The following is a 26578-nucleotide window of genomic DNA, read 5'->3' as shown; positions in this document are numbered from 1 at the left end:
GTACGGTCGTACCCATGCCCCCCGCTGCTGCCGAGCCCCTGACACCCGAGCGCATCCTCGAAACCACCGAGGAGGTGCTGCGCCGCTTCGGCCCCACCAAGGCGACCGTGGTGGACGTGGCCCGCGCCCTGGGCGTCAGCCACGGCAGCGTGTACCGGCACTTCCCGTCGAAGGCGGCGCTGCGCGAGGCCGTCACGGACCGCTGGCTCGCCAAGAGCGTCGTCCGCCTGGACGAGATCGCCTCGGCCCCCACCGGGAGCGCGCCCTCCAAGCTGGAGGCGTGGCTGGAGGCACTGTTCGAGGCCAAGCGCCACAAGGCGGGTGACGACCCGGAGCTGTTCGCGACGTACACGGTGCTGCTCGCGGAGAACAGCGACGTGGTGGACCAGCATCTGAACCAGCTGATCGAGCAGCTGGGCCGGATCATCGGCGAGGGCGTCGAGTCGGGTTCGCTCAGTGCGCCCGATGTGCCGGCCGCCGCCCGTGCGGTGTTCGATGCCACCGGCCGTTTCCACGATCCGCAGTACGCGGCGGAATGGCTCAAGCCCACGATCATCACGGAGTTCGAGGCGGTCACCGCGCTCGTGATCCGGGGCCTGCGCGCCTGACCCTCCGAGACGCCCGGAACGAGCCACTCCGGACGACTTGATGATCATTTGGGGCGAGACCGTCTTGTCCGTGCCCCGTCAAACTCCATACGTTCCCCTTGCCACCCTTCATCAGGCACGTTCCAGGGGGAACCTTGTCCGCTCAACCCTCTCAAGCAGCACCGCCCGCAGCTCCGGCCCGTTCCGGCGGCGCCGCGGCGCTCGGCTTGATCCTGACCATCGCGCTCAATGTGGTCGCGCCGATCATCACCTACAACACCCTCGTCGACGACCACGGTTGGAGCGAGGCCTCGGCCCTGCTGGCCAGTGGCGCCTGGCCGGTGCTCGACAGCGCCGTCATGGTGGCCTGGCGGCGCAAGCTCGACGAATTCGCCATCGTCACCCTGGTGTTCCTGGTGATCACCGCGGTGGTCTCCCTCGTGGGCGCCCAGTCCGCCCAGGCCCTGCTGGTCAAGGACTCCTTCGTCACGGGCTTGTTCGGGCTCCTGTGCCTGGGGACGCTGCTCGCGCCGCGGCCGCTGATGTTCTACTTCGGCCGGAAGTTCGGCACGGACGGCACCCCGGCGGGCGTGGCGTACTACAACGGCCTGTGGCAGTTCGAGGGCTTCCGCAACGCCCAGCGGCGCATGACCCTGGTCTGGGGCGTGGTCTACCTCATCGAGGCGGCGGTCCGGATCGCGCTGTCCTTCGCCCTGGACACCTCCACCATGGTGGCCCTCAGCCCCTTCATGATCTACGGGACGCTCGGCGGCCTGGCCCTGTGGACGGTCCGCTTCGTCAAGCGCACCAAGGCGGAGGGCGAGAAGCGGGCCGCCGCAGCGGCGGCGGCCGCCGCTGACGGACAGGCCGCGGGCTCCGCCGCCTGACCGGGCCGCCCGCGGTACATGCGAAAGGCCGGTGGCCCGGTGCGCGATCAGCGCACCGGGCCACCGGCCTTTCAGGCGGTCCTAGCAGCCGAGCAGGCGGCTGCCGAGGTAGCTCTGGATCTGGTCCAGGGAGACGCGCTCCTGCTTCATGGTGTCGCGCTCGCGCACGGTCACCGCGTTGTCGTCCAGGGTGTCGAAGTCGACGGTGACGCAGAACGGCGTGCCGATCTCGTCCTGGCGGCGGTAGCGGCGGCCGATGGCGCCCGCGTCGTCGAACTCGATGTTCCAGTTCTTGCGCAGGTCGGCCGCGAGGCCCTTGGCCTTCGGCGACAGCTGCGGGTTGCGGGACAGCGGCAGGACGGCGACCTTGATCGGGGCCAGGCGCGGGTCGAAGCGCATCACGGTGCGCTTCTCCATGGCGCCCTTGGCGTTCGGGGCCTCGTCCTCGACGTACGCGTCGAGCATGAAGGCGAGCATGGCGCGGTTCACACCGGCCGCCGGCTCGATGACGTACGGGGTGTAGCGCTCACCGGCCTCCTGGTCGAAGTAGGTGAGGTCCTGGCCGGAGGCCGCGGAGTGCGCCTTCAGGTCGAAGTCGGTGCGGTTGGCGATGCCCTCCAGCTCGGAGAACTCGCTGCCGCCGAAGTTGAAGCGGTACTCGATGTCGGCGGTGCGCTTCGAGTAGTGGGACAGCTTCTCCTTCGGGTGGTCGTACCAGCGGATGTTCTCCTCGCGGATGCCGAGGCCGCGGTACCAGTTCCACCGCTCCTGCATCCAGTACTCCTGCCACTGCTCGTCCTCGCCCGGCTTGACGAAGAACTCCATCTCCATCTGCTCGAACTCGCGCGTGCGGAAGATGAAGTTGCCCGGAGTGATCTCGTTGCGGAAGGACTTGCCCATCTGCGCGATGCCGAACGGGGGCTTCTTGCGCGAGGTGGTCTGCACGTGGGCGAAGTTGGTGAAGATGCCCTGGGCGGTCTCGGGGCGCAGGTACGCCTTCGAGCCGGTGTCCTGGGTCGGGCCGAGGTGGGTCTCCAGCATGCCGGAGAACTGCTTCGGCTCGGTGAACTGGCCCTTCACACCGCAGTGCGGGCAGTTGATGTCGGCGAGGCCGTTCTCGGGCGCACGGCCGTGCTTGGCCTCGTACGCCTCCTCCAGGTGGTCCGCGCGGTGGCGCTTGTGACAGGAGGTGCACTCGGTCAGCGGGTCCGAGAAGGTCGCGACGTGACCGGAGGCCACCCAGACCTCGGGGGCCAGGATCACGGAAGAGTCGAGGCCGACGATGTCCTCGCGCCCGGTGACCATGGCCTTCCACCACTGGCGCTTGATGTTCTCCTTGAGCTCGACACCCAGCGGACCGTAGTCCCAGGCAGCCCTGGAGCCACCGTAGATGTCACTGCACGGGAAAACGAAGCCACGGCGCTTGCTCAGGCTGACGATGGTTTCGATCTTGTCGGCGGCCACGGTGCTCTCTTCATTACGAGGACGAACGGCGAAGGCTTTAGGTTACCGGCGCCCGCACCCCCCCTTTCAAATCGGTTCCCCTTCTGCGGCACCGCCCCCGGGCTCCTCACCTGGGTTTTTGACAATCGTTTCCATCTTTGATGAAAATGGATGTCATGAACGTACGACGCCTCATACCCGCCGCCGCCCTCGCCGGAGCCGTAGCCCTCGGCGCCACGGCCCTCACCGCCTGCTCCGGAGCCTCCGGAAGCGGCAAGGACGGCAAGCTCGACGTCATGTCGTCGTTCTACCCGATGCAGTTCCTCGCCGAACAGATCGGCAAGGACCACGTGAAGGTCGACACCCTGACCAAGCCGGGCGTCGAACCGCACGACCTGGAGATCACCCCGAAGCAGACCGGGCAGCTGGGCGAATCCGACGTCGTCCTCTACCTCAAAGGCCTGCAGCCCGCCGTCGACAAGGCCGTCGCCCAGTCCGGCGTGAAGCACGTCGTCGACGCCGCCAAGCTCACCGAGCTGGAGGTCCACGGCTCCTCCGGGCACGACCACGCCCACGAGGGCGAGGCGGGCCACACCGAGGGCGAGGAGGGCCACGACCACGCCCACGGCGAGGACCCGCACGTCTGGCTGGACCCGGTGAAGTACGCCGAGGTCGCCAAGGGCGTCGGCGCGGCCCTGGAGAAGGCCGACCCGGACCACGCGGCGGACTACCGCAAGAACACCGACGAACTGCTCGGCAAGCTGACCGCGCTCGACACCGAGTTCAAGGACGGCCTGCGGAACACCGCGTCCAAGACCTTCATCACCACGCACTCCGCCTTCGGCTACCTCGCCGAGCGCTACGGCCTCGACCAGGAGGGCATCTCCGGAGTCGACCCCGAGTCCGAGCCGAGCCCGGCCCGGATGAAGGAGCTCCAGGCCGTCGCGAAGAAGGACAATGTCTCGACCGTGTTCTTCGAGACGCTGGCCAGCGACAAGACGGCCAAGACGCTCGCCACCGACACGGGCCTGAAGACCGACGTCCTCGACCCGCTCGAGGGAATCACCGACAAGTCCCAGGGCGCTGACTACTTCAAGGTCATGCGGTCCAACCTGAAGAACCTGCAGAAGGCGCTCGGTAGCAAGTAATGGCAGTAACGGAGGCGCGTGCCATGGAGTCCCAGCCCTCGGAGGCGGCGGACCAGCCCGTCATATCCCTGCGCGGGGCCACCGCCTCGCTCGGCTCGCGCCCCGTGCTGCGCGGGGTCGACCTCGCCGTCCGGCGCGGCGAGGTCGTCGCCCTGCTCGGCGCCAACGGCTCCGGCAAGTCCACGGCCGTGCGCGCGATCGTCGGGCAGGTCCCGCTGTCCGACGGCGGGCTGGAGCTGTTCGGCACGGACTTCAAGCGCTTCCGCGCCTGGTCGCGCATCGGGTACGTCCCGCAGCGCACCACCGCCGCCAGCGGGGTCCCGGCCACCGTCCGCGAGGTCGTCTCCTCCGGCCGGCTCGCCCGCTCCCGCTTCGGCATCCTCCGCAAGGCCGACAAGGCGGCCGTCGAGCGGGCCCTGGCCCTCGTCGACATGAGCCCGTACGCGGACGCCTCCGTCAACGCCCTCTCCGGCGGCCAGCACCAGCGCGTGCTCATCGCGCGGGCGCTCGCCGTGGAGCCCGAACTCCTGATCATGGACGAGCCGATGGCCGGCGTGGACCTCGCCAACCAGGAGGTCCTCGCGAACGCCCTGCGCGAGCAGGTCGCCGCCGGCTCGACCGTCCTGCTCGTCCTGCACGAGCTGGGCCCGCTGGAGCCGCTGATCGACCGCGCCGTCGTCCTGCGCGACGGCTGCGTCGTCCACGACGGCCCGCCCCCGGAGGCCGTGGGGCAGCACGCCCTGCCCGGCCACGACCACGTACACCCCCACGCGGCGCACGACGCCGAGCCGCTCCGGACGGGACTGCTGAGCTGATGGACCTCCTCGACTACGCCTTCATGCAGCGGGCCCTGCTCGCCGCCGTCCTGGTCGGCGTCACCGCCCCGGCCATCGGCACGTACCTCGTACAGCGCCGGCAGGCCGTCATGGGCGACGGCATCGGGCACGTGGCCATGACCGGCGTCGCGCTCGGCTTCCTGTTCAACGCGAGCCCGGTGTGGATGGCGACCCTCGTCGCCTTCATCGGCGCGGTCGGCATGGAGCTGATCCGCTCCCGCGGCAAGACCAGCGGGGACATCGCGCTCGCCATGCTCTTCTACGGCGGCCTGGCCGGCGGCGTGATGATCATCAACCTGGCCCCGGGCGGCTCGACGGCCAATCTGACCAGCTACCTCTTCGGTTCGATCACCACGGTCTCCGCCGAGGACGTGACCGCCGTCGTGATCCTCGCGGCCTTCGTCATCGCCGTCACCCTCGGGCTGCGCCGCCAGCTGTTCGCCGTCTGCCAGGACGAGGAGTTCGCCCGGGTCACCGGCCTGCCGGTGCGCTTCCTGAACCTGCTGATCGCGGTCACCGCCGCCGTCACCGTCACCGTGGCCATGCGGATCGTCGGCCTGCTGCTGGTCAGCGCCATGATGGTGATCCCGGTCGCGGCGGCGCAGCGCGTCACCCGCGGATTCACCGCCACCCTGTCGCTGGCGATGGTGATCGGCGTGCTGGTCTCGCTCTCCGGTACGACCCTCACGTACTACATCGACGCCCCCTCCGGCGGCACCATCGTGCTGCTCGCCATCGGCGTCTTCATGGTGATGACCGCGCTGTCGACGCCGCTGGCCCGGCGCCGTGCGAACGCGGCCCGCGCCGCCGAAGAGGTCTGCACGCGCGATGATGTGAAGGTCTAGGCAGGCCTGGGAGGTACGGCCGCCTGGCACAATGGGCCGAGGCCGATACGAGGAGGAACCGGTGGCGACTGCGCCTGGCGAGATGAATACCGCGCCAGTACGAGGACGATCCACCCGGCAGCGGGCAGCCGTCGCCGCGGCGCTGGACGAGGTGGACGAGTTCCGCAGCGCCCAGGAACTGCACGACATGCTCAAGCACCGCGGTGACTCGGTGGGCCTGACCACCGTGTACCGCACCCTCCAGTCGCTCGCGGACGCCGGCGAGGTCGACGTGCTGCGCACCAGCGACGGGGAGTCGGTCTACCGGCGCTGCTCCACCGGGGACCACCACCACCACCTGGTCTGCCGCAAGTGCGGCAAGGCGGTCGAGGTGGAGGGCCCGGCGGTGGAGAAGTGGGCGGAGTCCATCGCGGCGGAACACGGCTACGTGAACGTGGCCCACACGGTGGAGATCTTCGGCACCTGCGCCGACTGCGCGGCCGCCTCCGCCTAGCGGGCGCCTCCGCCTGGGCGGAGCCCGCCTAGAGCTTCTGCAGGTTGCGGTCGAGGAGTGCCCGGAGGCGGTCGACGTCCGCCGGGTCCTCGGCCCCGCGCTTGGGCAGGATCGTCATGGCCACCGCCCGCTTGGCGACGCTGAGCGTGACGAAGGTGTCGGCCGTCTCCGTGTACATCGGCTGCGCGGCCCAGTTGACGCGCGACTGCGTGTCCGCGGTGCTCACGCACACCCCGGCGTCGTCGATCACCGCCGTGGTCTCCCCCGCCTTGGCCAGCAGCCCCGCGAAGGCCCGCGCCGTCAGCTGCGGGCCGAGCAGCGTGAGGACCAGCAGCAGGACCCCTCCCCCGGCGACGAGCAGCGGTCTGCCGAGCGGCCCGCCGCCCATCAGCGCCAGTCCCCCGAAGGCCAGCAGCAGCGCCCCGAAGACGATCAGCAGCATCCGCCTGCGGCGCCCCGCGGGCACCCGGGCGTCACGCGCCCGGAGCGCCTGCGCGACGTCCGCCGTGGTGATCCGGTAGCTGAGCCGTACCGGCACCTGTTCCCCGTCCATGTCCATGACAACGGACCCTATCCTCCGGGCCCGGCCCCGCGACGGCCTTTTCGCGCCGCGGATCAGGCCGTGGAACCGGGCTCGGCCTGGTTCGGGACGGCGCCGCCGAAGCGGCGGTCGCGCTGGGCGTACTCCAGGCAGGCCGCCCACAGGTTGCGGCGGTCGAAGTCCGGCCACAGCACGTCCTGGAAGACCATCTCGGCGTACGCGCTCTGCCAGAGCAGGTAGTTGGACGTGCGCTGCTCACCGCTCGGCCGCAGGAACAGGTCCACGTCCGGCATGTCCGGGTAGTACATGTACTTCGCGAAGGTCTTCTCGTTGACCTTCGACGGGTCCAGCTTCCCGGCGGCCACGTCGCGCGCGATGGCCTGCGCCGCGTCCGCGATCTCCGCACGGCCGCCGTAGTTCACGCAGAAGTACAGGGTCATCGCGTCGTTGTCGACGGTCTGCTCCTGGGCGACCTGGAGCTCCTGGACGACCGACTTCCACATCTTCGGCATCCGGCCGACCCAGCGGATCCGGATGCCCAGCTCGTTCATCTCGTCGCGGCGCCGGCGGATGACGTCGCGGTTGAAGTTCATCAGGAAGCGGACCTCGTCGGGCGAGCGCTTCCAGTTCTCCGTCGAGAAGGCGTACAGGGAGAGGTTCTTGACGCCCATCTCCAGGCAGCCCTTGAGCACGTCGAGCACGACGCCCTCGCCGACCTTGTGGCCCTCGGTCCGCGGCAGCCCGCGCTCCTTGGCCCAGCGGCCGTTGCCGTCCATGACCACCGCGACGTGGTTCGGGACGAGCTCGCCGGGGATCTTCGGCGGGCGCTCACCGGACGGGTGCGGCTCGGGAACCTTGTACTCCCGGCGAGAGCGTCCCAGAATCCCGCGTCGTGCCATGTGTCCAGCTCCTATTTCTCGACGTATCGCAGGGAGCGTAGCCCGCGCTCCAGATGCCAGTGCAAATAGGCGGAGACCAGCCCGCTGCCCTCCCGCACGTGCCGCGCCTCGCAGGCGTCCGCGTGCCCCCAGTCGCCCGTCAGCAGCGCGCTGAGCAGGGCGATGGCCTCCGACGAGGGTACGACGCTGCCGGCGACCCGGCAGTCCCCGCAGACGACCCCGCCCGCGGCGACCGAGAAGTGCCGGTTGGGGCCGTGGATCCCGCACTTCGCGCAGTCCGTGAAGCTGGGCGCGTAGCCGTTGACGGCGAGGGAGCGCAGCAGGAACGCGTCGAGGATGAGGTTCGGCTCGTGCTCGCCGCGCGAGAGCGTGCGCAGGGCGCCGATCAGCAGCAGGTACTGCTGTACGGCGGGCTCGCCCTCGTTCTCGGTGAACCGCTCGGCGGTCTCCAGCATCGCGGTGCCGGCGGTGTAGCGGGCGTAGTCGGTGACGATGCCGTTGCCGTACGGGGCGATGATCTCGGTCTGGGTGCAGAGCGGGAGGCTGCGGCCGATCAACTCGCTGCCCCGGGCGAAGAACTGCACGTCGGCGTGGGAGAAAGGTTCCAGCCCGGCGCCGAACTTGGACTTCGTACGCCGCACGCCGCGGGCGACGGCCCGCACCCGGCCGTGGCCCCGGGTGAGGAGCGTGATGATGCGGTCCGCCTCACCCAGCTTCTGGGTGCGCAGCACGATGCCGTCGTCGCGGAACAGACTCATGCGCCCATTGTCGCCTGCGCCGGGGCGGCGAAAGGCCCTCTGTCCGGACCCGGGTCCGGACAGAGGGCCTTTCGCCCCTTGGGAGGGTCAGGAGGCGGGCGCGGCCTCGTCGTCCGCGTCCGTCTTCACGGCTCCCGGGGCGCTCGCGGCCACGGCGGCTCCGACGGTCGCCTCGGCCAGCGTCTCGGCCTCACCCGCCGTCTTCGCCTCCGGCGCGGCGTCCGGCGCGGCCTCCGGCGCCGCGTCCGGCGCGGCCGACGACTGCGCGGGCAGCTCGGCCTGCGGGGCCTGGTGCGCGTCGTCCGCTCCCAGGCCGTTGAAGATCAGGTTGAGCACGATCGCGGCCGTGGCACCGAGCGTCACACCGCTGTTGAGGAGCGAGGACAGGTCCGTGTCCATGTGGTCCTTGAAGAGCACCGGGACGGTCGCCGGCAGCAGCGCGAAAGCCAGGGAGACACCCACGACCAGCGCGTTCTTCTCCTCCTTGAGGTCGACCTTGGCCAGGGTCTGGATACCGGCCAGCGCCACCATCGCGAACATCACCGTCGCCGCGCCGCCGAGCACTCCGTGCGGGACCGCGGCGACGATCGCGGCGGCCTTCGGGATCAGCCCGAGCACGATCATGAAGACGCCCGCGGCGACCACCACGAAGCGGCTCTTGACCTTGGTCATGCGGACCAGGCCGACGTTCTCGGCGAAGGCCACGTACGGGAAGGAGTTCAGGACGCCGCCGAGGGCGGTCGCGGCGCCGTCGGCGCGCAGGGCGCGGGCCACGGTCTCGCTGTCGATCTCCTTGCCGACGATGTCGCCGACGGCGTAGGTGTCGCCGGTCGTCTCGACCATGGTGATCAGCATGACGATGAGCATCAGCAGGATCGGGAACCAGGCGAACTTCGGGGCTCCGTAGTGGAACGGGGTGGTGATGCCGATCCAGTCCGAGTGGCCCACGTCGCCGAACTTGGCGTCGCCGAGCAGGAAGGCGACGGCGGTGCCGCCGACCAGGCCGAGCAGGATCGCGATGCTGGAGAGGAAGGGCTTGCCGAGCTTCATCAGGACGAGGATGAAGAGCATCGTGCCGCCGGCGTACGCGAAGTTCTTCGGGTCGCCGAAGTCGGGGCTGCCGAGGCCGCCCGCGGCGTCGTTGAGGCCGACGGGGATCAGCACGATGCCGAGGACGGTGATCACCGTGCCGGTGACGACCGGCGGGAAGAGCCTCATGACCGTACGGAAGGCCTTGGGGGGCAGCCAGGCGAAGGCGAAGGTCGCGATGCCCGCCGTGATGACCGCCCCGTAGATGACGAGCAGTCCCGCCGTACCGCCGCCGGCTCCGAGCCCGATGGCGATCATCGGGGAGACCGCGGTGAAGGTGACGCCCTGGATCAGCGGCAGGCGGGCGCCGATCCGGCCGATGCCCCACGCCTGGATGATCGAGGCGATGCCGCAGGTGAACAGGTCGGCGTTGATCAGGTAGACCAGCTGCTCGGTGGTCAGGCCGAGGGCACCGCCCACGATGATCGGGACGATCACCGCACCGGCGTAGAACGCGAGTACGTGCTGGAAGCCGTACAGCGCGAGCTTGGGGAGGGGGAGCACCTCGTCGACCGGGTGCTGGCTCTGCTCTCCGTTGGCGGAAAGCCGGGCGGCGACACGTGCCATCTCTGCCTTGCCCTTCAAGAGGTAGGTAAACGAGAGGAATCTGGTTGTCCCTGGTGAAGTGGGTCGCTATCCCGTTGGTTCGCCAGGGTTGTCAGTGCGTTCACGTGAATCGAAGCCCCGCTGTGTTACCGGCGGCGTCTCGTCGTGTGACCGGAATTGAACGCCTGTGGGGGTGCTCACAGGTATCGTGGACTTCCACAAAGTGTTGACCTCTGGAGAGCCGAGGTCTGTAGGTATCTCCAGTGGCGGATGTCTCCGCAGGGGCGTATCGCAGGCGGCCGCAAAACCCGTACGTGCAGGTCACGGCCCCGCCCAGGTGTCCAATGGGTGGACGGCCGAAGCCGGAACGCACGAATCCCCCCTTCACGCAGAGCGCGAAGGGGGGCGCGTTCGGCCGCACGAGGCCGGATCGTTACCCCGCCGAAGGCGTACCGAGGCCGTGCCGAGCCCGTACCGAAGCCGTACCGAGGCCTTTTCGGCCGCGTTACGGCGCCCGGACCGCCGACAGCAGGCGGGCCACGTCCTCGGAGGCGATCCGCAGCGCGGCGCCCACCGTGGCGAGCACCTCGCGCTCGGCCGGGGTGTACGGGCCGTCCGCGAGGGCGATCCGGGCACCCTGGAGCAGGATCGATTCCCGTCCGGGCCCGGCCAGGTGCGGAGCCAGCGGTTCCAGGGCCTCGTGGAGCTCTATCGCCAGCGCGGCACCGCAGCACTCGGGTACGTCGTACAGCCCGAGCCGGCCCTCGTCGGTGGCCAGCGCCTCCACCAGGGACTCCAGCTGCTCCTCCGTGCAGTCCTGGAACCCCGCCGCCCGTACGGCCGACACGGCGGCCTCCAGCGCGCCGCGCGAGGCGGTCCCGCCGGCCGCGAGCACGGCCAGCGTCACGGTGTGCACGGCGTCGCGCAGCATCGCCGAGAAGCGGGTGGTGGTCAGGTGGTCGAGGACTTCGGTGTCGAAGCGCTCCCGGCAGCCCTGGCACTCGATGACGGGCCCGGCCGCGCCGCGCGGCAGCAGCGGGACGCCGAGGACCGTGAACCGGCGGCGCCCGGTGCGCCGGCGGTAGTTGCGGTCGCCACCGCAGTCGGGGCAGAAGAACTCCCCGTCACCCACGGTGCTCCAGGTGGTACGGATGCCCCAGACCGTCAGCTTCCGGCCGTCCCCACCCCGAACTGGCAGCACGTCGCACCTCCGTCACCTGCCGGCAGCATCGCCGGTTTGGCGTGATGTTAGCCACATCGGTGAGGATCCGTCAGTCGTGTGACAAGACAACCTGCGCCACCCAGGGGACTTGGCCGAACTGCGCCCCCGCGCGCCTCCGTTTTTCCCTACGCTCTGCCGCGTGAACGAGAAGTCCTGTCTGGTGACGGGTGCCGCGAGCGGCATCGGCAAGGCCACCGCCCTTTTGCTGGCCCGGTCCGGCGCCCGGGTCACCGCGGCCGACATCAATGGCCCCGGGGTCGCGAAACTGCGTACGGAACTGGCCGCCGAGGGCATCGGCATCACCGTCGTGGCGGGTGACGTCGCCGATCCGGAGGCCAACCGGGCGATGGTCGACGCGGCCGTGGAGGCGTACGGGAGGCTCGACGTCGCCGTGGCGAACGCCGGGGTGCTCCCCCTTTCGGACGTCAACGAGACCAGCCCCGAGGACTGGGACCACGTCATGGCGATCGACGGCCGCGGCATGTTCTTGACCTGCAAGTACGCGATCGAGGCGATGACCGCGCAGGAGCGGCCCGGCGGGGCGCTGGTCTGCGTCTCCTCGGTCTCGGGGGTGGCCGGGCAGGCCCGGCAGGCGGCGTACGGGCCGGCGAAGTTCGTGGCGTCGGGGCTGACCAAGCACCTGGCGGTGGAGTGGGCCGCGCGCGGGATCCGGGTCAACGCGGTGGCGCCCGGCACCATCCGTACGGAGCGGGTGCTGGCGCTGAAGGACGAGCCGGGCGGCCCCGAGTACCTGGCGGAGGTCTCCGCGGCCCATCCGATGGGGCGCCTCGGCGAGCCGGAGGAGGTGGCCCGGGTCATCGCCTTCCTGGCCTCGGACGCGGCCTCGTTCGTGACGGGCGCGATCCTGCCGGTGGACGGCGGCTATCTGGCCCGCTGAATCCGGGAACGGCGCCGCCCCGCCCCTCCGCGGGGAGGGACGGGGCAGCTCGTACGAGGGATCAGCGGCCCGCGCGGTTGACGGCGGAGATGACCGCCTTCAGGGAGGCGCGGGTGGTGTTGGCGTCGATGCCGATGCCCCACAGGACGCGGCCTTCGATCGCGCACTCGATGTACGAGGCGGCCACGGCGGAGGCGCCCTCGCTCATCGTGTGCTCGGTGTAGTCCAGCAGGCGGACGTCGACGCCGATGCCGTTCAGGGCGTCGAAGAAGGCCGAGATCGGACCGTTGCCGGTGCCGTTCAGGACCGTCTCCACGCCGTCCACGACCGCCTCGACGGTCAGCGTGTCCGTGCCGTCCTTGTCGGTGGCCGTCGAACCGGAGCGCAGCTGGATGCGGCCCCACGGGTTCTCGGGGTTGGGCAGGTACTCGTCCGAGAACACGTCCCAGATGGCCTTCGGCGTGACCTCGCCGCCCTCGGCGTCGGTCTTGGCCTGGATGATCCGCGAGAACTCGATCTGCATGCGGCGCGGCAGGTCCAGCTTGTGGTCGTTCTTCAGGACGTACGCGATGCCGCCCTTGCCGGACTGCGAGTTGACGCGGATGACCGCCTCGTAGGAGCGGCCGACGTCCTTCGGGTCGATCGGCAGGTACGGGACCGCCCACTCGATGTCGTCGACGGTCTTGCCCTGGGCGGCCGCGTCGGCCTCCATGGCGTCGAAGCCCTTCTTGATGGCGTCCTGGTGGGAGCCGGAGAAGGCGGTGTAGACCAGGTCGCCCGCGTAGGGGTGGCGCGGGTGGACCTCCATCTGGTTGCAGTACTCGCTGGTGCGACGGATCTCGTCGATCTGCGAGAAGTCGATCTGCGGGTCGATGCCCTGCGAGAACAGGTTCATGCCCAGCGTGATCAGGTCGACGTTGCCGGTGCGCTCGCCCTGCCCGAACAGGCAGCCCTCGATGCGGTCGGCGCCGGCCATCAGGGCCAGCTCGGCGGCGGCGACGGCGGTGCCGCGGTCGTTGTGCGGGTGCACGGAGATGCAGATGTGCTCGCGGCGGGTCAGGTTGCGGGCCATCCACTCGAAGCGGTCCGCGTGCGTGGACGGCGTCGAACGCTCCACGGTGGCGGGCAGGTTCAGGATGATCTCGCGCCCCTCGGACGGCTGCCAGACGTCGCAGACGGCCTCGCAGACCTCCAGGGCGAAGTCCAGCTCGGTGTCGGTGAAGATCTCCGGGCTGTACTGGTAGCCGAAGGTGGTCTCGGGGCCCAGCAGCTTCTCGGCGTACTCCATGACCAGGCGGGTGCCGTCCACGGCGATCTGCTTGATCTGCTCCTTGGAGCCGCGGAAGACGACCCGGCGGAAGGTCGGGGCGGTCGCGTTGTACAGGTGCACGGTGGCGCGCTTGGCACCGACCAGGGACTCCACGGTCCGCTCGATCAGGTCCTCGCGGGCCTGGGTCAGTACGGAGATGGTGACGTCGTCCGGGATCGCGCCCTCTTCGATGATGGAGCGCACGAAGGCGAAGTCGGTCTCGCCGGAGGAGGGGAAGCCGACCTCGATCTCCTTGTAGCCCATGCGCACCAGCAGGTCGAACATCTCGCGCTTGCGGGCGGGGGTCATCGGGTCGATCAGCGACTGGTTGCCGTCGCGCAGGTCGGTGGAGAGCCAGCGGGGGGCCTTGGTGACGCGGGCGTCCGGCCAGGTGCGGTCCGGGATGTCCACCTGCTCGTACCGGCCGTACTTGTGGATCGGCATCCCGGAGGTCTTCTGGGAGTGGGTCGCGTTGGTGATGGGCGTGGGGCGACCGACAAAAGGCTGCTGGCTCATGGCGTTGGGCTCCTCGCGTGTCCGCGTGTAGTTCGCTGGAACGGCCGACGGCGGTCGTAAAAACCGCAACACCAAACTCCGCGGGGAGGGGGTCGGCCTACGACTACAGACCCTCGCCGCGGCAGCTAAGGAGAAGCAGCCCGAAACGCATGATGGACCGAGCCTATCCGAGCCGCGCCGTAACGCGAGGACCTGTTTCAGTATGCGGGACCGACCTGTCCGATTTATACCGAATGTGAGCTACGTCGCGTTCTGCCGATACAGGTCCGGCCGATCCGTCAACGCGGCGTGACCGCTTTCAGACAACCGAATGAATCATGGTTGCGGGTAGTGACACCGTGATGACCCGCTGCCACATTGCCGGGATGGATGCCTCCCACGTTTCCCGCCACCCCGTCTTCTGCACGGTGGTCCCGCCCCACCTGCTCGACAAGATCGCCCGGTCCCAGCGCGCGGAGCGCGCCGACGCCGCGCAGCGCACCCTCGAACAGGACGCCCTGCTGCGCACCCGGCGCAGCGTCACCACCCTGCGCGGGATCGCCCCCGCCGTGGGGACGCCCGTCTCCGACGAGCCCCGCCGGACCATCTACGACGCCCAGCACCGCACCCGGCTGCCCGGGAAGAAGGTGCGCGGGGAGGGCGCCGAGCCCACCGGCGACGCCACCGTCAACCGCGCGTACGCGGGGCTCGGAGCCACGTACGAACTCTTCCTGAAGGGCTTCGGCCGGCACTCGATCGACGACTCCGGGCTGGCCCTGGACGCGAGCGTCCACTACGGCCAGGACTACAACAACGCCTTCTGGGACGGACAGCAGATGGTGTTCGGCGACGGCGACGGCGACATCTTCCTCGACTTCACCGTGTCGATCGACGTCATCGGGCACGAGCTCACCCACGGGGTCACCCAGTACACGGCGAACCTCGACTACCACGGGCAGTCGGGCGCGCTCAACGAGTCGATGTCCGACGTCTTCGGCTCGCTGATCAAGCAGTACTCGCTGGACCAGACGGCCCAGGACGCGGACTGGCTGATCGGCGCCGGACTGCTGGGCCCGAACGTCAGCGGGGTCGCGCTGCGCTCGATGAAGGCGCCGGGCACCGCGTACGACGACGACGAGCTCGGCAAGGACCCGCAGCCGGCGACGATGGACGGCTACGTGAAGACCTCGCAGGACAACGGCGGGGTGCACATCAACTCGGGCATCCCGAACCACGCCTTCTACCTGGTGGCGACCGAGCTCGGCGGCAAGGCGTGGGAGCGGGCCGGGCGGATCTGGTACGACACGCTGACGGGCGGCGAGCTGGCCTCCGACGCGGACTTCAAGGACTTCGCCCGGCTGTCGGTGGCGGCCGCGGTGGCCCGGTACGGGGACGGCGGCGCGGAGCACCAGGCGCTCCAGAAGGCGTGGTCGGCGGTCGGCCTGGGGTAGAACGCAGGACATGCGGATTCTGGTGGTGCGGACGGGCGGCTTCGCGGGGATCGAGCGCCGGGCCGAGGTGGACACCTCGGGCCGGCCCGACGAGGACGAATGGCGGGCCCTGGCCCAGCTGGCGCTGCGGCCCGTCCCGCCCGCCCCCGGATCGGACCGGGTGCGGGACGGGTTCTCGTACCGGATCACCGTCGACGGGCGCACCGTGTCCTGCCAGGAGCCGAACCTCTCGGAGGCGCAGCGGACGCTGATCTCCCGGCTGCTGAAGGAAGGTGCCTGAGCGGCGGTTTGCCGGAACGGCAACAAGGTTTGCCCCTACGGGCGGGCCGGGCGGAGCATCGGCCGTACCGGCACCCGTACGGGAAGAGGAACCCATGACCGAGCACACGCATGCGCACACGCAGCATCCCCCGGCGTCCGGACCCCCGGCGGGAGAGGAGTTCTGGGACGGCCGCTACGCGGAGAGCGACCGGATCTGGAGCGGCGAGGCCAACGCCATGCTGGTGCGGGAGGTGTCCGGCCTCGCCCCGGGGCGGGCCCTGGACCTCGGCTGCGGCGAGGGCGGCGACGCCGTCTGGCTGGCCCGCCGCGGGTGGACCGTGACCGGCACCGACATCTCCGGGGTCGCCCTCGGCCGGGCGGCCGGGCACGCGTCGGACGCCGGGGTCTCGGAGCGGGTCTCCTTCGCGCGGCACGATCTGACGGAGTCCTTCCCGCAGGGGGAGTTCGACCTCGTCTCGGCCTGCTTCCTGCACAACTACGGGGACTTCCCCCGTGACGCCGTCCTGCGCAGGGCAGCCTCGGCCGTGGCCCCCGGCGGCACCCTGCTGGTGGTAGGCCACGCGGGATGGGCGCCCTGGCAGGAGGACCGGGAGGAGGCGCACTTCCCCACGCCCGGGGAGGTCCTCGCGCAGCTGGAGCCGGTCACGGCGGGCTGGGAGGTGCTGCGGGCCGAGGAGACCGAGCGGGTGCAGGCGAAGCCCGACGGTACGCCGGGGCACCGTACGGACAACGTGGTGCGGGTGCGCCGGCCCGCCTAGCGGCCCGCCTAGCAGCCCGCCGCCAAGACGACGACGGACGGACGCGGCCCCCGGGCGAGGGCCGCGTCCGTCCGTCGTCGTGCGGTGTGGCCGCGCGCCTCAGAAGCCCAGCTTGCGCAGCTGCTTGGGGTCGCGCTGCCAGTCCTTCGCCACCTTGACGTGCAGGTCGAGGAAGACCGGGGTGCCGAGCAGCGCCTCGATGTGCTTGCGCGACTTCATCCCGACCTCCTTCAGCCGGGAGCCCTTCGGGCCGATGATGATGCCCTTCTGGCTGGGCCGCTCGATGTAGACGTTCGCGTGGATGTCCAGCAGCGGGCGGTCCGCCGGTCGGTTCTCCCGGGGGATCATCTCCTCGACCACGACCGCGATGGAGTGCGGGAGCTCGTCCCGTACGCCCTCCAGCGCGGCCTCGCGGATCAGCTCCGCGACCATCACCATCTCGGGCTCGTCGGTGAGGTCGCCCTCCGGGTACAGCGGCGGGCTCTCCGGCAGCAGCGGCGCGATCAGGTCGGCCAGCAGCTGGACCTGGGTGTCGCCGACCGCCGAGACGGGGACGATCTCGGCCCACTCGATGCCGAGCTCGGCGCCGAGCTGGTGGATGGCGAGGAGCTGCTCGGCCAGGGCCTTGGAGTCGACCAGGTCGGTCTTCGTCACGATGGCGATCTTGGGGGTCTTCTTGATCCCCGCGAGCTCCTTCGCGATGAACTTGTCGCCGGGGCCGAGCTTCTGGTCGGCCGGCAGGCAGAAGCCGATCACGTCGACCTCGGCCCACGTGGTCCGCACGACGTCGTTCAGCCGCTCGCCGAGGAGCGTGCGCGGCTTGTGCAGACCGGGCGTGTCGACCAGCACGAGCTGGGCGTCGGGGCGGTGCACGATGCCGCGGACGGTGTGGCGGGTGGTCTGCGGCCGGTTGGAGGTGATCGCGACCTTGGTGCCCACGAGTGCGTTGGTCAGGGTCGACTTCCCCGCGTTGGGGCGGCCGACGAAGCAGGCGAAGCCCGCACGGTGCGGGGCGGTGGACTCGGGGGAACGATCGCTCATACGGGCCATTCTCCCCGATGCGGCCCCCACCGCCGACCAGTCCGCCGTGCGGGGCTCAGGAGAGGGTCAGGCTCAGCACGGCCCGGTAGGCGCCCGGCGGGGTGTACGGCGGCACCGTGAGCGTGACCGAGGCGTCGATCGTGAAGGTCCCGCCGGCCTCCGCGCCGGCCGGCGCGGAGGCGAGCACCGCCCCCTGCGGACCGATCACCCCGGCACCGCCCGCCGCGCACCCGCTCGCGCCGCCCGGCGCGGCCGTGCACCTCGGGGTCCAGCTCAGCGAGGCGCCCGGGATCCGGACCCCGCCCGGCCCCGTGAACTCCGTGACCCTGCCGGTCAGCGTCCATCCCGCCGATCCGCCCCGGGCGTCCTTCACCGTGACCGTCCCGATCCGGCCGGGGGCCGCGCCGCCCTCCCCGTACGAGACCCCGCCCAGCGTGATCGACTCGCCCGCCTGGGTCATCGACAGCGCGCCCGGCTCGACCACCGCCGACACGCTCTGCGTCAGGGTGGGCGCCGCCGCGACGACCGTGTACGCCGCCGGGCCCGAGCCCCGCAGCGCCGACCACGCCGTGCCCTCGTACGCCACCACCGCCGTCGTCGCCCTGTCCGTGACCGGCAGCTCCGCCAGGACCTCGCCCCGCCCGTCCGCCGTGGCCGCCACCCGGTCCGCGGTCTCGGCGGCGCCCGCCCGGCCGGCCACCGTCACGGCCGCGCCCGGGGCGAAGCCGGCGCCGGTGACCCTGACCCGGGCGCCCGGCTTCCCGTACGCCGTGCCGAGCGCGACCGACCGCAGGTTGGCCCGGGTGGGGGTCCCCCCGGCGGTGGCCGGGGGAGGGCTCGCGGTGATCCGTTCGGCGACCGGCGCCGGCGCCCCGGTGACCGCGCAGGTGGTGTCCAGGTCCTGCGGGTGGCTGGTGTGCAGCGTGTATCCGCCCGGGGCCAGGGTGACCCCGCCGGCCCCGGTGACGGTGAACGTGCCGGTCATGGTGACGGCCGGCAGTCCGGCCCCCGCCGGGACGGGGTCGTTCTGCTTCGCCCCGACGACGGTGACCTCGCCGCTCTGCGCGCCCCCCAGCACGATCCGCCCCGTCGGGGTCAGCACGTCGGCCGGGAGATCGGCGCCGGTCGGGTTCACGGCGGGGGTCCGGGCCACCCGGTAGGTCACGGTGACCGTGTCGCCGGCCTTCGACGCCGGATCGTCCACGGTGATCCGGGCCGTGGTCGGCCCGTCGGCGGGCGCCGCACCGGCCTGCTGCGGTACGCAGTGCGTGGGGAACTCCACCGGCCCGGACGGCGCCTCCGCGTCGGCGGCGGCGGGCGGGCCCAGTGCGCCCCCGGTGGTCGCCGCGAGCGCGGCCATGCCGAGGGCCACCGACCATCTCCTGCTGCCCGCCCGTGTGCGCACGGCCCGCCCCCTGAGTCGTGTCGTCGAACTCCCGTCCGCCAGGGGGCCATTCACGAGCGGGCGGCGGGAGAAGTCAATGCACGGATCCGGCACCGACTGATGGCCCATCAGGAGATGGCAGGCTCCCCCTGCCCGCCGGCCGCGCGGAACGTGCGCCGGTACGCCGTCGGGCTCACCCCCAGCGCCGCCTGCACGTGCTTGCGCAGCGACTGCGCCGTCCCGAACCCCGTCTCCCGAGCCACCTGTTCCATCGGCAGGTCCGTCCGCTCCAGCAGCCACCGGGCCCGCTCCACCCGCTGGCCGACGATCCACTCGCCGGGGCTGACCCCCGACTCCTCCCGGAACCGGCGCGTGAACGTCCGCACCGACATGGCCTCCTGGCGGGCCAGGTCGACCAGCCGCACCGGCTCGTGCAGCCGGTCCAGCACCCACGCGCGGGCCGCCGCCGTACTGGCCAGCTGCGGCTGCGGCACCGGGCGGTCGACGAACTGGGCCTGCCCGCCGTCCCGGTGCGGCGGTACGACGGTCCGCCGGGCCACGTCGTTGGCGACGGCGGCGCCGTGGTCGCGGCGCACGATGTGCAGGCACAGGTCGATGCCGGCGGCGACCCCCGCCGAGGTCAGCACGTCCCCGTCGTCGGTGTAGAGCACCCCGGCGTCCACCCGTACGGCGGGGAAGAGCCGCTGGAAGTGCTCGGCGTGCGCCCAGTGCGTGGTGGCCGGGCGGCCGTCCAGGAACCCGGCGGCGGCCAGCACGTATCCGCCCGTACAGATCGAGACGAGCCGTGTCCCGGGCCGGATGTGGGCGAGCGCCGCCGCGAGCCCGTCGGTCAGCCGGCCCTCCTCGTACACCGGCCCCAGCTCGTACGAGGCGGGCACCACCACCGTGTCCGCGGTGGCCAGGAGCTCGGGGCCGTGCTCGACGTGGATCGCGAAATCGGCGTCCGTGCGCACCGGCCCGGGGGCGAGGGCGCAGGTGAGGATCTCGTAGAGCGGCGCTCCGGCGGAATCCTCGGCGCGGCCGAAGATCCGGTGCGGGATGCCGAGCTCGAAGGGCAGCAGCCCGGTGAGTGCGAGGACGGCGACGCGATGAGGGGCCATGGCCCAATCGTATCGAAGGGTGTCGGTCAGGCCACTGTCGTACGGGGCCCTCGTGGCCGGAAGCTGTCTGCGTGACGCAGACAGCCCCCGAGCACCAGCCCGCCCCCTCCCCCACTCCCACGAGTCCGGCCCCGGCCCCGGCCGCCCCCGGCCGCATCCACCGCGCCTGGTTCGTCGCGGCCGTCGCGTTCGTGACGGTCATCGGCGCCGCCGCCTTCGCCTCCCTGCCCGGACTCCTCATCGAGCCGCTGCACGAGGAGTTCGACTGGTCGCGCGGCACGATCGGCTTCGCCGTCTCGGTGAACCTCGCGCTGTACGGGCTCACCGCGCCCTTCGCCGCCGCGCTGATGGACCGTTTCGGCATCCGCAGGGTGGTGGCCCTGGCCCTGCTCGTCATATCCGGCGGTACGGTGGCCACCCTGTGGATGACCGCGTCCTGGCAGCTGGTGCTGTTCTGGGGCGTGCTGGTGGGCCTGGGCAGCGGCTCCATGGCGCTGGCCTTCGCGGCGACGGTGACCAACCGCTGGTTCACCGCCCGGCGCGGGCTCGTGACCGGCATCCTGACCGCGGCCGGCGCCTCCGGCCAGCTGGTCTTCCTGCCCCTGCTGTCCTGGCTGGTGGTGCACCACGGCTGGCGTCCGGCGGCCGTGACGGTGTCGCTGGCGGCACTGGTCGTCGTCCCGTTCGTCTGGCTGCTGCTGCGCGACCACCCGGCGGACGTGGGACTCGCGCCGTACGGGGGCACCTACGCCGAGAAGCCCGCACCGGCCCTGGGAGCGGCGCGACGGGCGGTGACGGTGCTGTTCAAGGCGGCCCGGACCGGCCCCTTCTGGCTGCTGGCGGGCACCTTCGCGATCTGCGGGGCCTCGACCAACGGCCTGGTCAAGACCCACTTCGTGCCGGCGGCGCACGACCACGGCATGCCGGTGACGGCGGCCGCGGGGCTGCTCGCGGTGATCGGCGTGTTCGACGTGATCGGCACCATCGCCTCCGGCTGGTTCACGGACCGCTTCGAGGCGCGCCGCCTGCTGGCGGTGTACTACGCGCTGCGCGGGATCTCGCTGATGTTCCTGCCGATGCTGCTGGCGCCGTCCGTGCACCCGCCGATGGTGCTCTTCATCGTCTTCTACGGGCTGGACTGGGTCGCGACCGTCCCGCCGACCATCGCGCTGTGCCGCGAGCACTACGGGGAGGACAGCGCCATCGTCTTCGGCTGGGTCCTCGCCTCGCACCAGGTGGGCGCGGCCCTGGTGGCCTTCCTGGGCGGCCTGGCCCGCGACGCGTTCGGCTCGTACGACCTGGTCTGGTACGCCTCGGGCGCGCTGTGCGCGATGGCCGCGCTGATGGCGATGGTGATCCGCCGCCGCCCCGCCGCCCCGGCGGCGTGAGCCGGGCGGCCGCGGGCGGCCCCGGGGTCAGGCGCCGGCGGCGGTCGTGGACTTGAGGGTGCCGTCGGGGCCGGCCAGCAGGACCGGGGTGGCCGGGCCGCCGAGGTCGCGGACGGCCGCGCGGTCGGCGTCGGCCACCGCCTCCGCCGAGCTGACCACGGCCGCGGCCTCCAGGGACTCGGCCCCGCTCGCCACCGCCATCGCGACGGCCGTCTGCAGCGCGCTCAGCTTCAGGGAGTCCAGCTCCACCGTCCCGGCGACGTACGTACGGCCGGTCTCGTCCCGCACCGCGGCGCCCTCGGGCACCCCGTTGCGGGCCCGGGCGCTGCGCGCCAGCGTGATGATCTTGCTGTCCTCGGGGGTGATCCCGGTGCTGTCGGTCATGGGCGAAAGCATATGGAGCGTCTCGGCGGGGCCGCACGACGGCCCCGCCGAGACGCTCTCCCCTCCGTCCCCCGTGTCCCCCCGGGACATGCGTCGAGCCCCCTCGGGCTTGAGGCACGCGGGACCAAACCTAAGCGCCCGATAAGCAGAACCTGTGATCCAAAGGTCACTGAGCCCCGTGACCTTCGTCCCGTCCTCGTTCCACCGTCACGGCCGGTCGAGCCGGAGCCGCTCCGCCCTCGGCAGACCCGCGACGACCAGGTCGTACGAGTCCTCGACCAGCTCTCGCACCAGCGCGTCCGGCAGAGCGCCGACCGTGACCGTGTTCCAGTGCCGCTTGTTCATGTGCCAGCCCGGCACGATCGCCTCGTGCTCAGCCCGCAGCCGCACCGCCAGCTCGGGCTCGCACTTGAGGTTGACCTTCAGCGGGTCGGCGTCCAGCGCGCTCAGCGCGAACACCTTCCCCAGCACCTTGAACACCGAGGTCTCGGGCGTGAAGGGGAACTCCTCCACCGCCGCGTTGAACCCCAGGCAGAACGCGCGCAGCTCCGCAGGCGTCACGCGCCCTCCCCCTCCTCGCCCGCCGCCCGGGGCAGCGGCTCCACCAGCACCGTCACGATCTTGTTCCGCCGGCCCGCCGGGGACTCGGCCGTCAGCCGCAGCGGCCGCCCGTCCGGCAGCTCCACGACCGCCGAGGCACCCGCGATCGGCACCCGGCCCAGCGCCTTGGCCAGCAGCCCGCCGACCGTCTCCACGTCCTCGTCGTCGTAGTCCTCGACCTTGAACAGCTCGCCGAGGTCGGTGATGTCGAGCCGGGCCGTCACCCGGTAGCGGTCCTCGCCCAGCTCCTCGACGGGCGCGAGCTCGCGGTCGTACTCGTCGGTGATCTCGCCGACGATCTCCTCGAGGATGTCCTCGATGGTGACGATGCCCGCCGTGCCGCCGTACTCGTCGATGACCACGGCCACGTGGTTGCGCACCTGCTGCATCTCCCGCAGCAGGTCGCCCGCGTTCTTGGTGTCCGGCACGAAGACCGCCGGCCGCATCGCGGTGGTGACCAGGTCGGCCTCCGCCTCCCGGCTGATGTGCGTCTTGCGGACCAGGTCCTTCAGGTACACGATGCCGACGATGTCGTCCTCGTTCTCCCCGGTCACCGGGATGCGCGAGAAGCCCGACCGCAGCGCCAGCGTGGTCGCCTGACGGACCGTCTTGTACCGCTCGATGCAGACCAGGTCGGTGCGCGGCACCATCACCTCGCGCACCAGCGTGTCGCCGAGCTCGAAGACCTGGTGCACCATCCGGCGCTCCTCGTCCTCGATCAGCGACTCCTTCTCCGCCAGGTCGACCATCGCGCGCAGCTCGGCCTCGGAGGCGAACGGCCCCTTGCGGAAGCCCTTTCCGGGCGTCAGCGCGTTGCCGATGAGGATCAGCAGCTGCGGGATGGGCCCCATGACGCGGGCGAGCGGGACCAGGACGTACGAGGCCGCCGTCGCCGTGTTGAGGGGGTGCTGGCGGCCGATGGTGCGCGGGGAGACCCCGACGGCCACGAAGGAGACCAGCACCATCACGGCGATCGCGATGAGCAGGGCCTTCCAGTTGTCGCCGAACTCGTCGAGGCAGACGTACGTGACGAGTACGCCGGCCGCCATCTCGCAGGTGACCCGCACGAGCAGCGCCACGTTGAGGTAGCGGGTGGGGTCGGCGGCGACCTGCGCCAGCTTCTCGCTGCCGCGCCGGCCCTCCCGTACGGCCTGCTCGGCGCGGAAGCCGGAGATCCGGGCGATCCCGGACTCGGCGCACGCCGCGAACCAGGCCACCACCACCAGCAGCACCGCGCCGGTGATCAGCTGCGGGGCGGTCACGAGACGGTCGGGGCCGGGGACGGACCGGTCATGCCGCGCTCACCGCGCCAGCCGTCGACGATGGCCGCCTGCAGGCCGAACATCTCGGCCTTCTCGTCCGGCTCCTCGTGGTCGTACCCGAGCAGGTGCAGCACCCCGTGGACGGTCAGGAGCTGGAGCTCCTCGTCCATGGAGTGCTGCGTCGGGGCTTCCTCGCCCTGCTTCTTGGCGACCTCGGGGCAGAGCACGATGTCGCCGAGGAGCCCCTGCGGGGGCTCCTCGTCGTCCTTCGTCGGCGGACGGAGCTCGTCCATCGGGAAGGACATGACGTCGGTGGGACCGGGCAGGTCCATCCACTGGATGTGGAGCTGCTCCATGGCGTCCTCGTCGATGACGATGACGGAGAGCTCGGACAGCGGGTGGATCCGCATCCGGGTGAGCGCGTAGCGGGCGATGTCGAGGATCGCCCGCTCGTCGACCTCGGTTCCGGACTCGTTGTTGACGTCGATCGACATGGTGCGCTGGGTTCTACTTCCGCTGGTAGCCGTTCCGGGACTGCTGGGCGTCCTGGCTGTCGTCGTACTTCTCGTACGCATCGACGATACGGCCGACCAGCTTGTGCCGGACGACATCCTCGGACGTGAGCCGCGAGAAGTGGATGTCCGGAACCCCTTCGAGGATCGTCTGGACCTGGCGCAGACCCGACTTGGCGCCGCCGGGCAGGTCGACCTGGGTGATGTCACCCGTGATGACGATCTTCGAATCGAAGCCGAGCCGGGTCAGGAACATCTTCATCTGCTCGGTGGTCGTGTTCTGCGCCTCGTCGAGGACGACGAACGCCTCGTTGAGGGTGCGGCCGCGCATGTACGCGAGCGGCGCGACCTCGATCGTGCCCGCGGCCATCAGGCGCGGGATCGAGTCCGGGTCGATCATGTCGTGCAGCGCGTCGTACAGCGGGCGCAGGTACGGATCGATCTTGTCGAAGAGGGTGCCGGGCAGGAAGCCGAGCCGCTCTCCGGCCTCGACGGCGGGGCGGGTCAGGATGATCCGGCTGACCTGCTTGGACTGCAGGGCCTGGACCGCCTTGGCCATGGCGAGGTAGGTCTTGCCGGTACCGGCGGGGCCGATGCCGAACACGATCGTGTTCTTGTCGATCGCGTCGACGTACCGCTTCTGGTTGAGGGTCTTGGGGCGGATGGTGCGGCCGCGGCTGGAGAGGATGTTCTGGGTGAGCACCTCCGCCGGGGTCTCGTCCGGCCCGTTGCCGTTGCCGCTCGCCTTGAGCATGGCGATCGAGCGTTCCACTGCGTCCTCCGTCATCGGCTGCCCGGTGCGGAGCACCAGCATCATCTCGTCGAACAGGCGCTGGACCAGAGCGACTTCCGCCGCGTCTCCGACCGCGCTGACCTGATTGCCCCGAACATGGATGTCGGCCTTCGGGAAGGCCTTCTCGATCACGCGCAACAGGGCGTCACCAGAGCCGAGCACCGCGACCATCGGATGCCTGGCCGGAACGGTGAAGTGGGCTCGCGCCTGCCCCGGCGCCGGGTTCTGGGCTGTGGGTGTCTGAGTCATGGGCCGGCACTGTGGCCTGCACATACCTCCCGCTGAGGGGCCGCGCCGATCGACGACCTCCGGAGTACCAAGGGTACGACTCCGCCGCGCCATCCCCGAGGGGTTTTCCCCGCCCTCTCCCGGCCTCTCGGCGCGCTCCCGCGGGACGGGTCAGACCGGGTGCCGGAAGCCGATGGTCGGGACCGCCCTGCGCCGGGAGGCCGGCTCTCCGCCCGGCGGGACCAGCGCGTCCAGGAAGCCGTACCGCGGCCGCAGGGCCTCGGGGGCCGTACGCCACCAGTGGGCCACCTCCGGCCAGCCCGGGGCCGACAGGGAGCCGCCGAACTCCTGGACCGACAGGGCCGCCGTCAGGCCCGCGAAGGCCAGCCGGTCCGCCAGCGGCCAGCCCGCCAGGGTGCCGGTGACGAACCCCGCCACGTAGACGTCCCCCGCCCCGGTCGGGTCCAGCTCCTCCACCGCGATCCCGGGCACCTCCGCCGTCTCCCCGGTCCGCCCGTCCACCGCGTACGAGCCCTCCGCGCCCATCGTCACCACCGCGACCGGCACCTTCTCGGCCAGCGCCCGGGCCGCGGCTCTCGGACAGTCGGTCCGCGTGTACCGCATCGCCTCCCCCGCGTTCGGCAGGAAGGCCTCGCAGTGCTCCAGGTCGGGCAGGGCCCCCAGGTCCCAGCGGCCGCTCTCGTCCCACCCCACGTCCGCGAAGATCCGCGCCCCGCGCCGCGCCGCCTCCGCGATCCACGGCTCCGTCCGCCCCTGCGCCAGCGAGGCCACGGCCGCCCGGGTGCGCGGCGGGCACTGCGGGAACGGCCCGGGGCCCGCCGGGGGCGGGGCCTCGTGGCCGTGCGAGACCATCGTGCGCTCGCCCTCGTACGCCATCGAGACCGTGACCGGGCTGTGCCAGCCGGGGATGGTCCGCGACATCGACAGGTCGATCCCCTCGCCCTGCTCCAGCGCGTCCCAGCAGTACTCGCCGTAGTGGTCGTCGCCGAACGCCGCGGCCAGGGAGGTGCGCAGGCCGAGCCGGGCCAGGGCGGTGGCCATGTTGGCCACCCCGCCGGGGCTGGAGCCCATGCCGCGGGCCCAGGACTCCGTACCGCGCACCGGGGCCGAGTCGAGGCCGGTGAAGATGATGTCGAGGAAGACCGTGCCGGTGAGGTAGACGTCGAAGCCCGGCTCCCGGGGGTCCCGCAGCGGGCCGAGCGGGTCCAGCGCCGCGGCTGCGCTGTCGAGCGGGTCCACGGCTGCGCTGCGGCTGGTGCGGCTGTCCCGACTGGTCACGGTGTACTCCCGGCTCTGGTGCGAAGGCTCGTTTCCGCAAGCGGGCATGCGGTGGAAAGCTGCCAGCCCTGCCCGCCCC

At 71.3% G+C, this 26578-nt stretch carries 27 protein-coding genes; 11 read left to right on the top strand and 16 right to left on the bottom strand.

Features of this window, described 5'->3' with window-relative positions:
* Positions 1-14: 14 nt before the first annotated feature.
* The gene (locus ACFYZS_RS14660; protein WP_389011325.1) at positions 15-608 is read left to right on the top strand and encodes a TetR family transcriptional regulator; all 594 of its coding nucleotides are present in this window, start codon (positions 15-17) and stop codon (positions 606-608) included.
* Between the two features lie 206 nt (positions 609-814).
* Positions 815-1474 carry a VC0807 family protein gene (locus tag ACFYZS_RS14655; protein WP_389011322.1) on the top strand — a complete coding sequence of 220 codons (660 nt, stop codon included), beginning with the start codon at positions 815-817 and terminating at the stop codon, positions 1472-1474.
* An 81-nt stretch (positions 1475-1555) separates the two neighbouring features.
* Here the strand turns inward: ACFYZS_RS14655 and ACFYZS_RS14650 are convergent, their stop codons facing one another.
* Positions 1556-2938 carry a glycine--tRNA ligase gene (locus ACFYZS_RS14650; RefSeq protein ID WP_389011319.1) on the bottom strand — a complete coding sequence of 461 codons (1383 nt, stop codon included), beginning with the start codon at positions 2936-2938 and terminating at the stop codon, positions 1556-1558.
* Between the two features lie 155 nt (positions 2939-3093).
* Here ACFYZS_RS14650 and ACFYZS_RS14645 point away from each other — a divergent pair, with 155 nt between their 5' ends.
* The 4 genes from ACFYZS_RS14645 (at position 3094) to ACFYZS_RS14630 (ending at position 6239) form a co-directional block, all read left to right on the top strand.
* Positions 3094-4065, top strand: a complete 972-nt coding sequence (locus ACFYZS_RS14645; protein ID WP_389011316.1) for a metal ABC transporter substrate-binding protein — start codon at positions 3094-3096, stop codon at positions 4063-4065.
* Positions 4066-4088: 23 nt separating this feature from the next.
* Positions 4089-4880 carry a metal ABC transporter ATP-binding protein gene (locus tag ACFYZS_RS14640; protein ID WP_389011313.1) on the top strand — a complete coding sequence of 264 codons (792 nt, stop codon included), beginning with the start codon at positions 4089-4091 and terminating at the stop codon, positions 4878-4880.
* A complete protein-coding gene (locus tag ACFYZS_RS14635) occupies positions 4880-5746 on the top strand; it encodes a metal ABC transporter permease (RefSeq protein ID WP_389011310.1) in 867 nt (288 codons plus the stop codon). Before ACFYZS_RS14640 ends, ACFYZS_RS14635 begins: the two co-directional genes overlap by 1 nt.
* Before the next feature lie 61 nt (positions 5747-5807).
* Positions 5808-6239, top strand: coding sequence for a transcriptional repressor (locus tag ACFYZS_RS14630; protein ID WP_134075427.1), 432 nt, complete (start codon positions 5808-5810; stop codon positions 6237-6239).
* Between the two features lie 28 nt (positions 6240-6267).
* Here ACFYZS_RS14630 and ACFYZS_RS14625 read toward each other — a convergent pair whose 3' ends face one another.
* From ACFYZS_RS14625 to ACFYZS_RS14605, 5 genes are all read right to left on the bottom strand, one after another.
* On the bottom strand, positions 6268-6798 hold the full coding sequence (locus ACFYZS_RS14625; protein ID WP_389011307.1) for a hypothetical protein: 531 nt from the start codon (positions 6796-6798) through the stop codon (positions 6268-6270).
* Positions 6799-6854: 56 nt separating this feature from the next.
* Entirely contained in the window at positions 6855-7679 is an 825-nt protein-coding gene (locus ACFYZS_RS14620) for an isoprenyl transferase (protein WP_389011304.1), read from the bottom strand.
* Between the two features lie 11 nt (positions 7680-7690).
* The gene (gene recO / locus ACFYZS_RS14615; RefSeq protein ID WP_389011301.1) at positions 7691-8437 is read right to left on the bottom strand and encodes a DNA repair protein RecO; all 747 of its coding nucleotides are present in this window, start codon (positions 8435-8437) and stop codon (positions 7691-7693) included.
* 87 nt (positions 8438-8524) lie between these two features.
* Entirely contained in the window at positions 8525-10093 is a 1569-nt protein-coding gene (locus tag ACFYZS_RS14610; protein WP_389011298.1) for a nucleobase:cation symporter-2 family protein, read from the bottom strand.
* Positions 10094-10577: 484 nt separating this feature from the next.
* Positions 10578-11273, bottom strand: coding sequence for a TerB family tellurite resistance protein (locus tag ACFYZS_RS14605; RefSeq protein WP_389011295.1), 696 nt, complete (start codon positions 11271-11273; stop codon positions 10578-10580).
* Positions 11274-11433: 160 nt separating this feature from the next.
* Between ACFYZS_RS14605 and ACFYZS_RS14600 the strand changes: the two genes are divergently transcribed.
* The gene (locus ACFYZS_RS14600) at positions 11434-12192 is read left to right on the top strand and encodes an SDR family NAD(P)-dependent oxidoreductase (RefSeq protein ID WP_389011292.1); all 759 of its coding nucleotides are present in this window, start codon (positions 11434-11436) and stop codon (positions 12190-12192) included.
* 61 nt (positions 12193-12253) lie between these two features.
* On the opposite strand, the gene leuA is transcribed toward ACFYZS_RS14600, so the two are convergent.
* Entirely contained in the window at positions 12254-14017 is a 1764-nt protein-coding gene (leuA, locus tag ACFYZS_RS14595) for a 2-isopropylmalate synthase (RefSeq protein ID WP_389011289.1), read from the bottom strand.
* A 365-nt stretch (positions 14018-14382) separates the two neighbouring features.
* Here leuA and ACFYZS_RS14590 point away from each other — a divergent pair, with 365 nt between their 5' ends.
* The 3 genes from ACFYZS_RS14590 to ACFYZS_RS14580 all read left to right on the top strand — a co-directional run bounded on the left by ACFYZS_RS14590 (position 14383) and on the right by ACFYZS_RS14580 (position 16487).
* On the top strand, positions 14383-15447 hold the full coding sequence (locus tag ACFYZS_RS14590; RefSeq protein ID WP_389011286.1) for a M4 family metallopeptidase: 1065 nt from the start codon (positions 14383-14385) through the stop codon (positions 15445-15447).
* Positions 15448-15457: 10 nt separating this feature from the next.
* Positions 15458-15727, top strand: a complete 270-nt coding sequence (locus ACFYZS_RS14585; protein ID WP_385583029.1) for a protealysin inhibitor emfourin — start codon at positions 15458-15460, stop codon at positions 15725-15727.
* A 94-nt stretch (positions 15728-15821) separates the two neighbouring features.
* On the top strand, positions 15822-16487 hold the full coding sequence (locus ACFYZS_RS14580; RefSeq protein ID WP_389011282.1) for a class I SAM-dependent methyltransferase: 666 nt from the start codon (positions 15822-15824) through the stop codon (positions 16485-16487).
* 99 nt (positions 16488-16586) lie between these two features.
* Here ACFYZS_RS14580 and era read toward each other — a convergent pair whose 3' ends face one another.
* From era to ACFYZS_RS14565, 3 genes are all read right to left on the bottom strand, one after another.
* Positions 16587-17537, bottom strand: coding sequence for a GTPase Era (gene era, locus ACFYZS_RS14575; protein ID WP_037837453.1), 951 nt, complete (start codon positions 17535-17537; stop codon positions 16587-16589).
* 46 nt (positions 17538-17583) lie between these two features.
* Positions 17584-18888 carry a beta-xylosidase gene (locus ACFYZS_RS14570; RefSeq protein ID WP_389011668.1) on the bottom strand — a complete coding sequence of 435 codons (1305 nt, stop codon included), beginning with the start codon at positions 18886-18888 and terminating at the stop codon, positions 17584-17586.
* A 152-nt stretch (positions 18889-19040) separates the two neighbouring features.
* A complete protein-coding gene (locus tag ACFYZS_RS14565) occupies positions 19041-20033 on the bottom strand; it encodes a GlxA family transcriptional regulator (protein ID WP_389011279.1) in 993 nt (330 codons plus the stop codon).
* A gap of 71 nt (positions 20034-20104) precedes the next feature.
* On the opposite strand from ACFYZS_RS14565, the gene ACFYZS_RS14560 reads away from it, so the two are divergent.
* A complete protein-coding gene (locus ACFYZS_RS14560) occupies positions 20105-21421 on the top strand; it encodes an MFS transporter (RefSeq protein WP_389011276.1) in 1317 nt (438 codons plus the stop codon).
* A gap of 27 nt (positions 21422-21448) precedes the next feature.
* Here ACFYZS_RS14560 and ACFYZS_RS14555 read toward each other — a convergent pair whose 3' ends face one another.
* The 6 genes from ACFYZS_RS14555 to ACFYZS_RS14530 form a co-directional block, all read right to left on the bottom strand.
* Positions 21449-21805 carry a cytidine deaminase gene (locus ACFYZS_RS14555; RefSeq protein ID WP_389011273.1) on the bottom strand — a complete coding sequence of 119 codons (357 nt, stop codon included), beginning with the start codon at positions 21803-21805 and terminating at the stop codon, positions 21449-21451.
* A 207-nt stretch (positions 21806-22012) separates the two neighbouring features.
* The gene (locus ACFYZS_RS14550) at positions 22013-22366 is read right to left on the bottom strand and encodes an MmcQ/YjbR family DNA-binding protein (RefSeq protein ID WP_389011269.1); all 354 of its coding nucleotides are present in this window, start codon (positions 22364-22366) and stop codon (positions 22013-22015) included.
* Complete coding sequence (locus tag ACFYZS_RS14545) at positions 22363-23667, bottom strand: hemolysin family protein (RefSeq protein WP_389011266.1); 1305 nt, start codon at positions 23665-23667, stop codon at positions 22363-22365. Before ACFYZS_RS14545 ends, ACFYZS_RS14550 begins: the two co-directional genes overlap by 4 nt.
* On the bottom strand, positions 23664-24161 hold the full coding sequence (gene ybeY / locus ACFYZS_RS14540) for an rRNA maturation RNase YbeY (RefSeq protein WP_389011263.1): 498 nt from the start codon (positions 24159-24161) through the stop codon (positions 23664-23666). Before ybeY ends, ACFYZS_RS14545 begins: the two co-directional genes overlap by 4 nt.
* Positions 24162-24174: 13 nt before the next feature.
* Complete coding sequence (locus tag ACFYZS_RS14535) at positions 24175-25221, bottom strand: PhoH family protein (protein WP_376018218.1); 1047 nt, start codon at positions 25219-25221, stop codon at positions 24175-24177.
* A gap of 150 nt (positions 25222-25371) precedes the next feature.
* Complete coding sequence (locus ACFYZS_RS14530; RefSeq protein ID WP_389011259.1) at positions 25372-26499, bottom strand: carbohydrate kinase family protein; 1128 nt, start codon at positions 26497-26499, stop codon at positions 25372-25374.
* Positions 26500-26578: the final 79 nt, after the last annotated feature.

It is taken from the genome of Streptomyces sp. NPDC001903 (genome assembly GCF_042891345.1).
Lineage (GTDB): Bacteria > Actinomycetota > Actinomycetes > Streptomycetales > Streptomycetaceae > Streptomyces.
The sequence above is the reverse complement of the archived record's forward strand: the minus strand, read 5'-3'. Positions and strand labels throughout refer to the sequence as shown.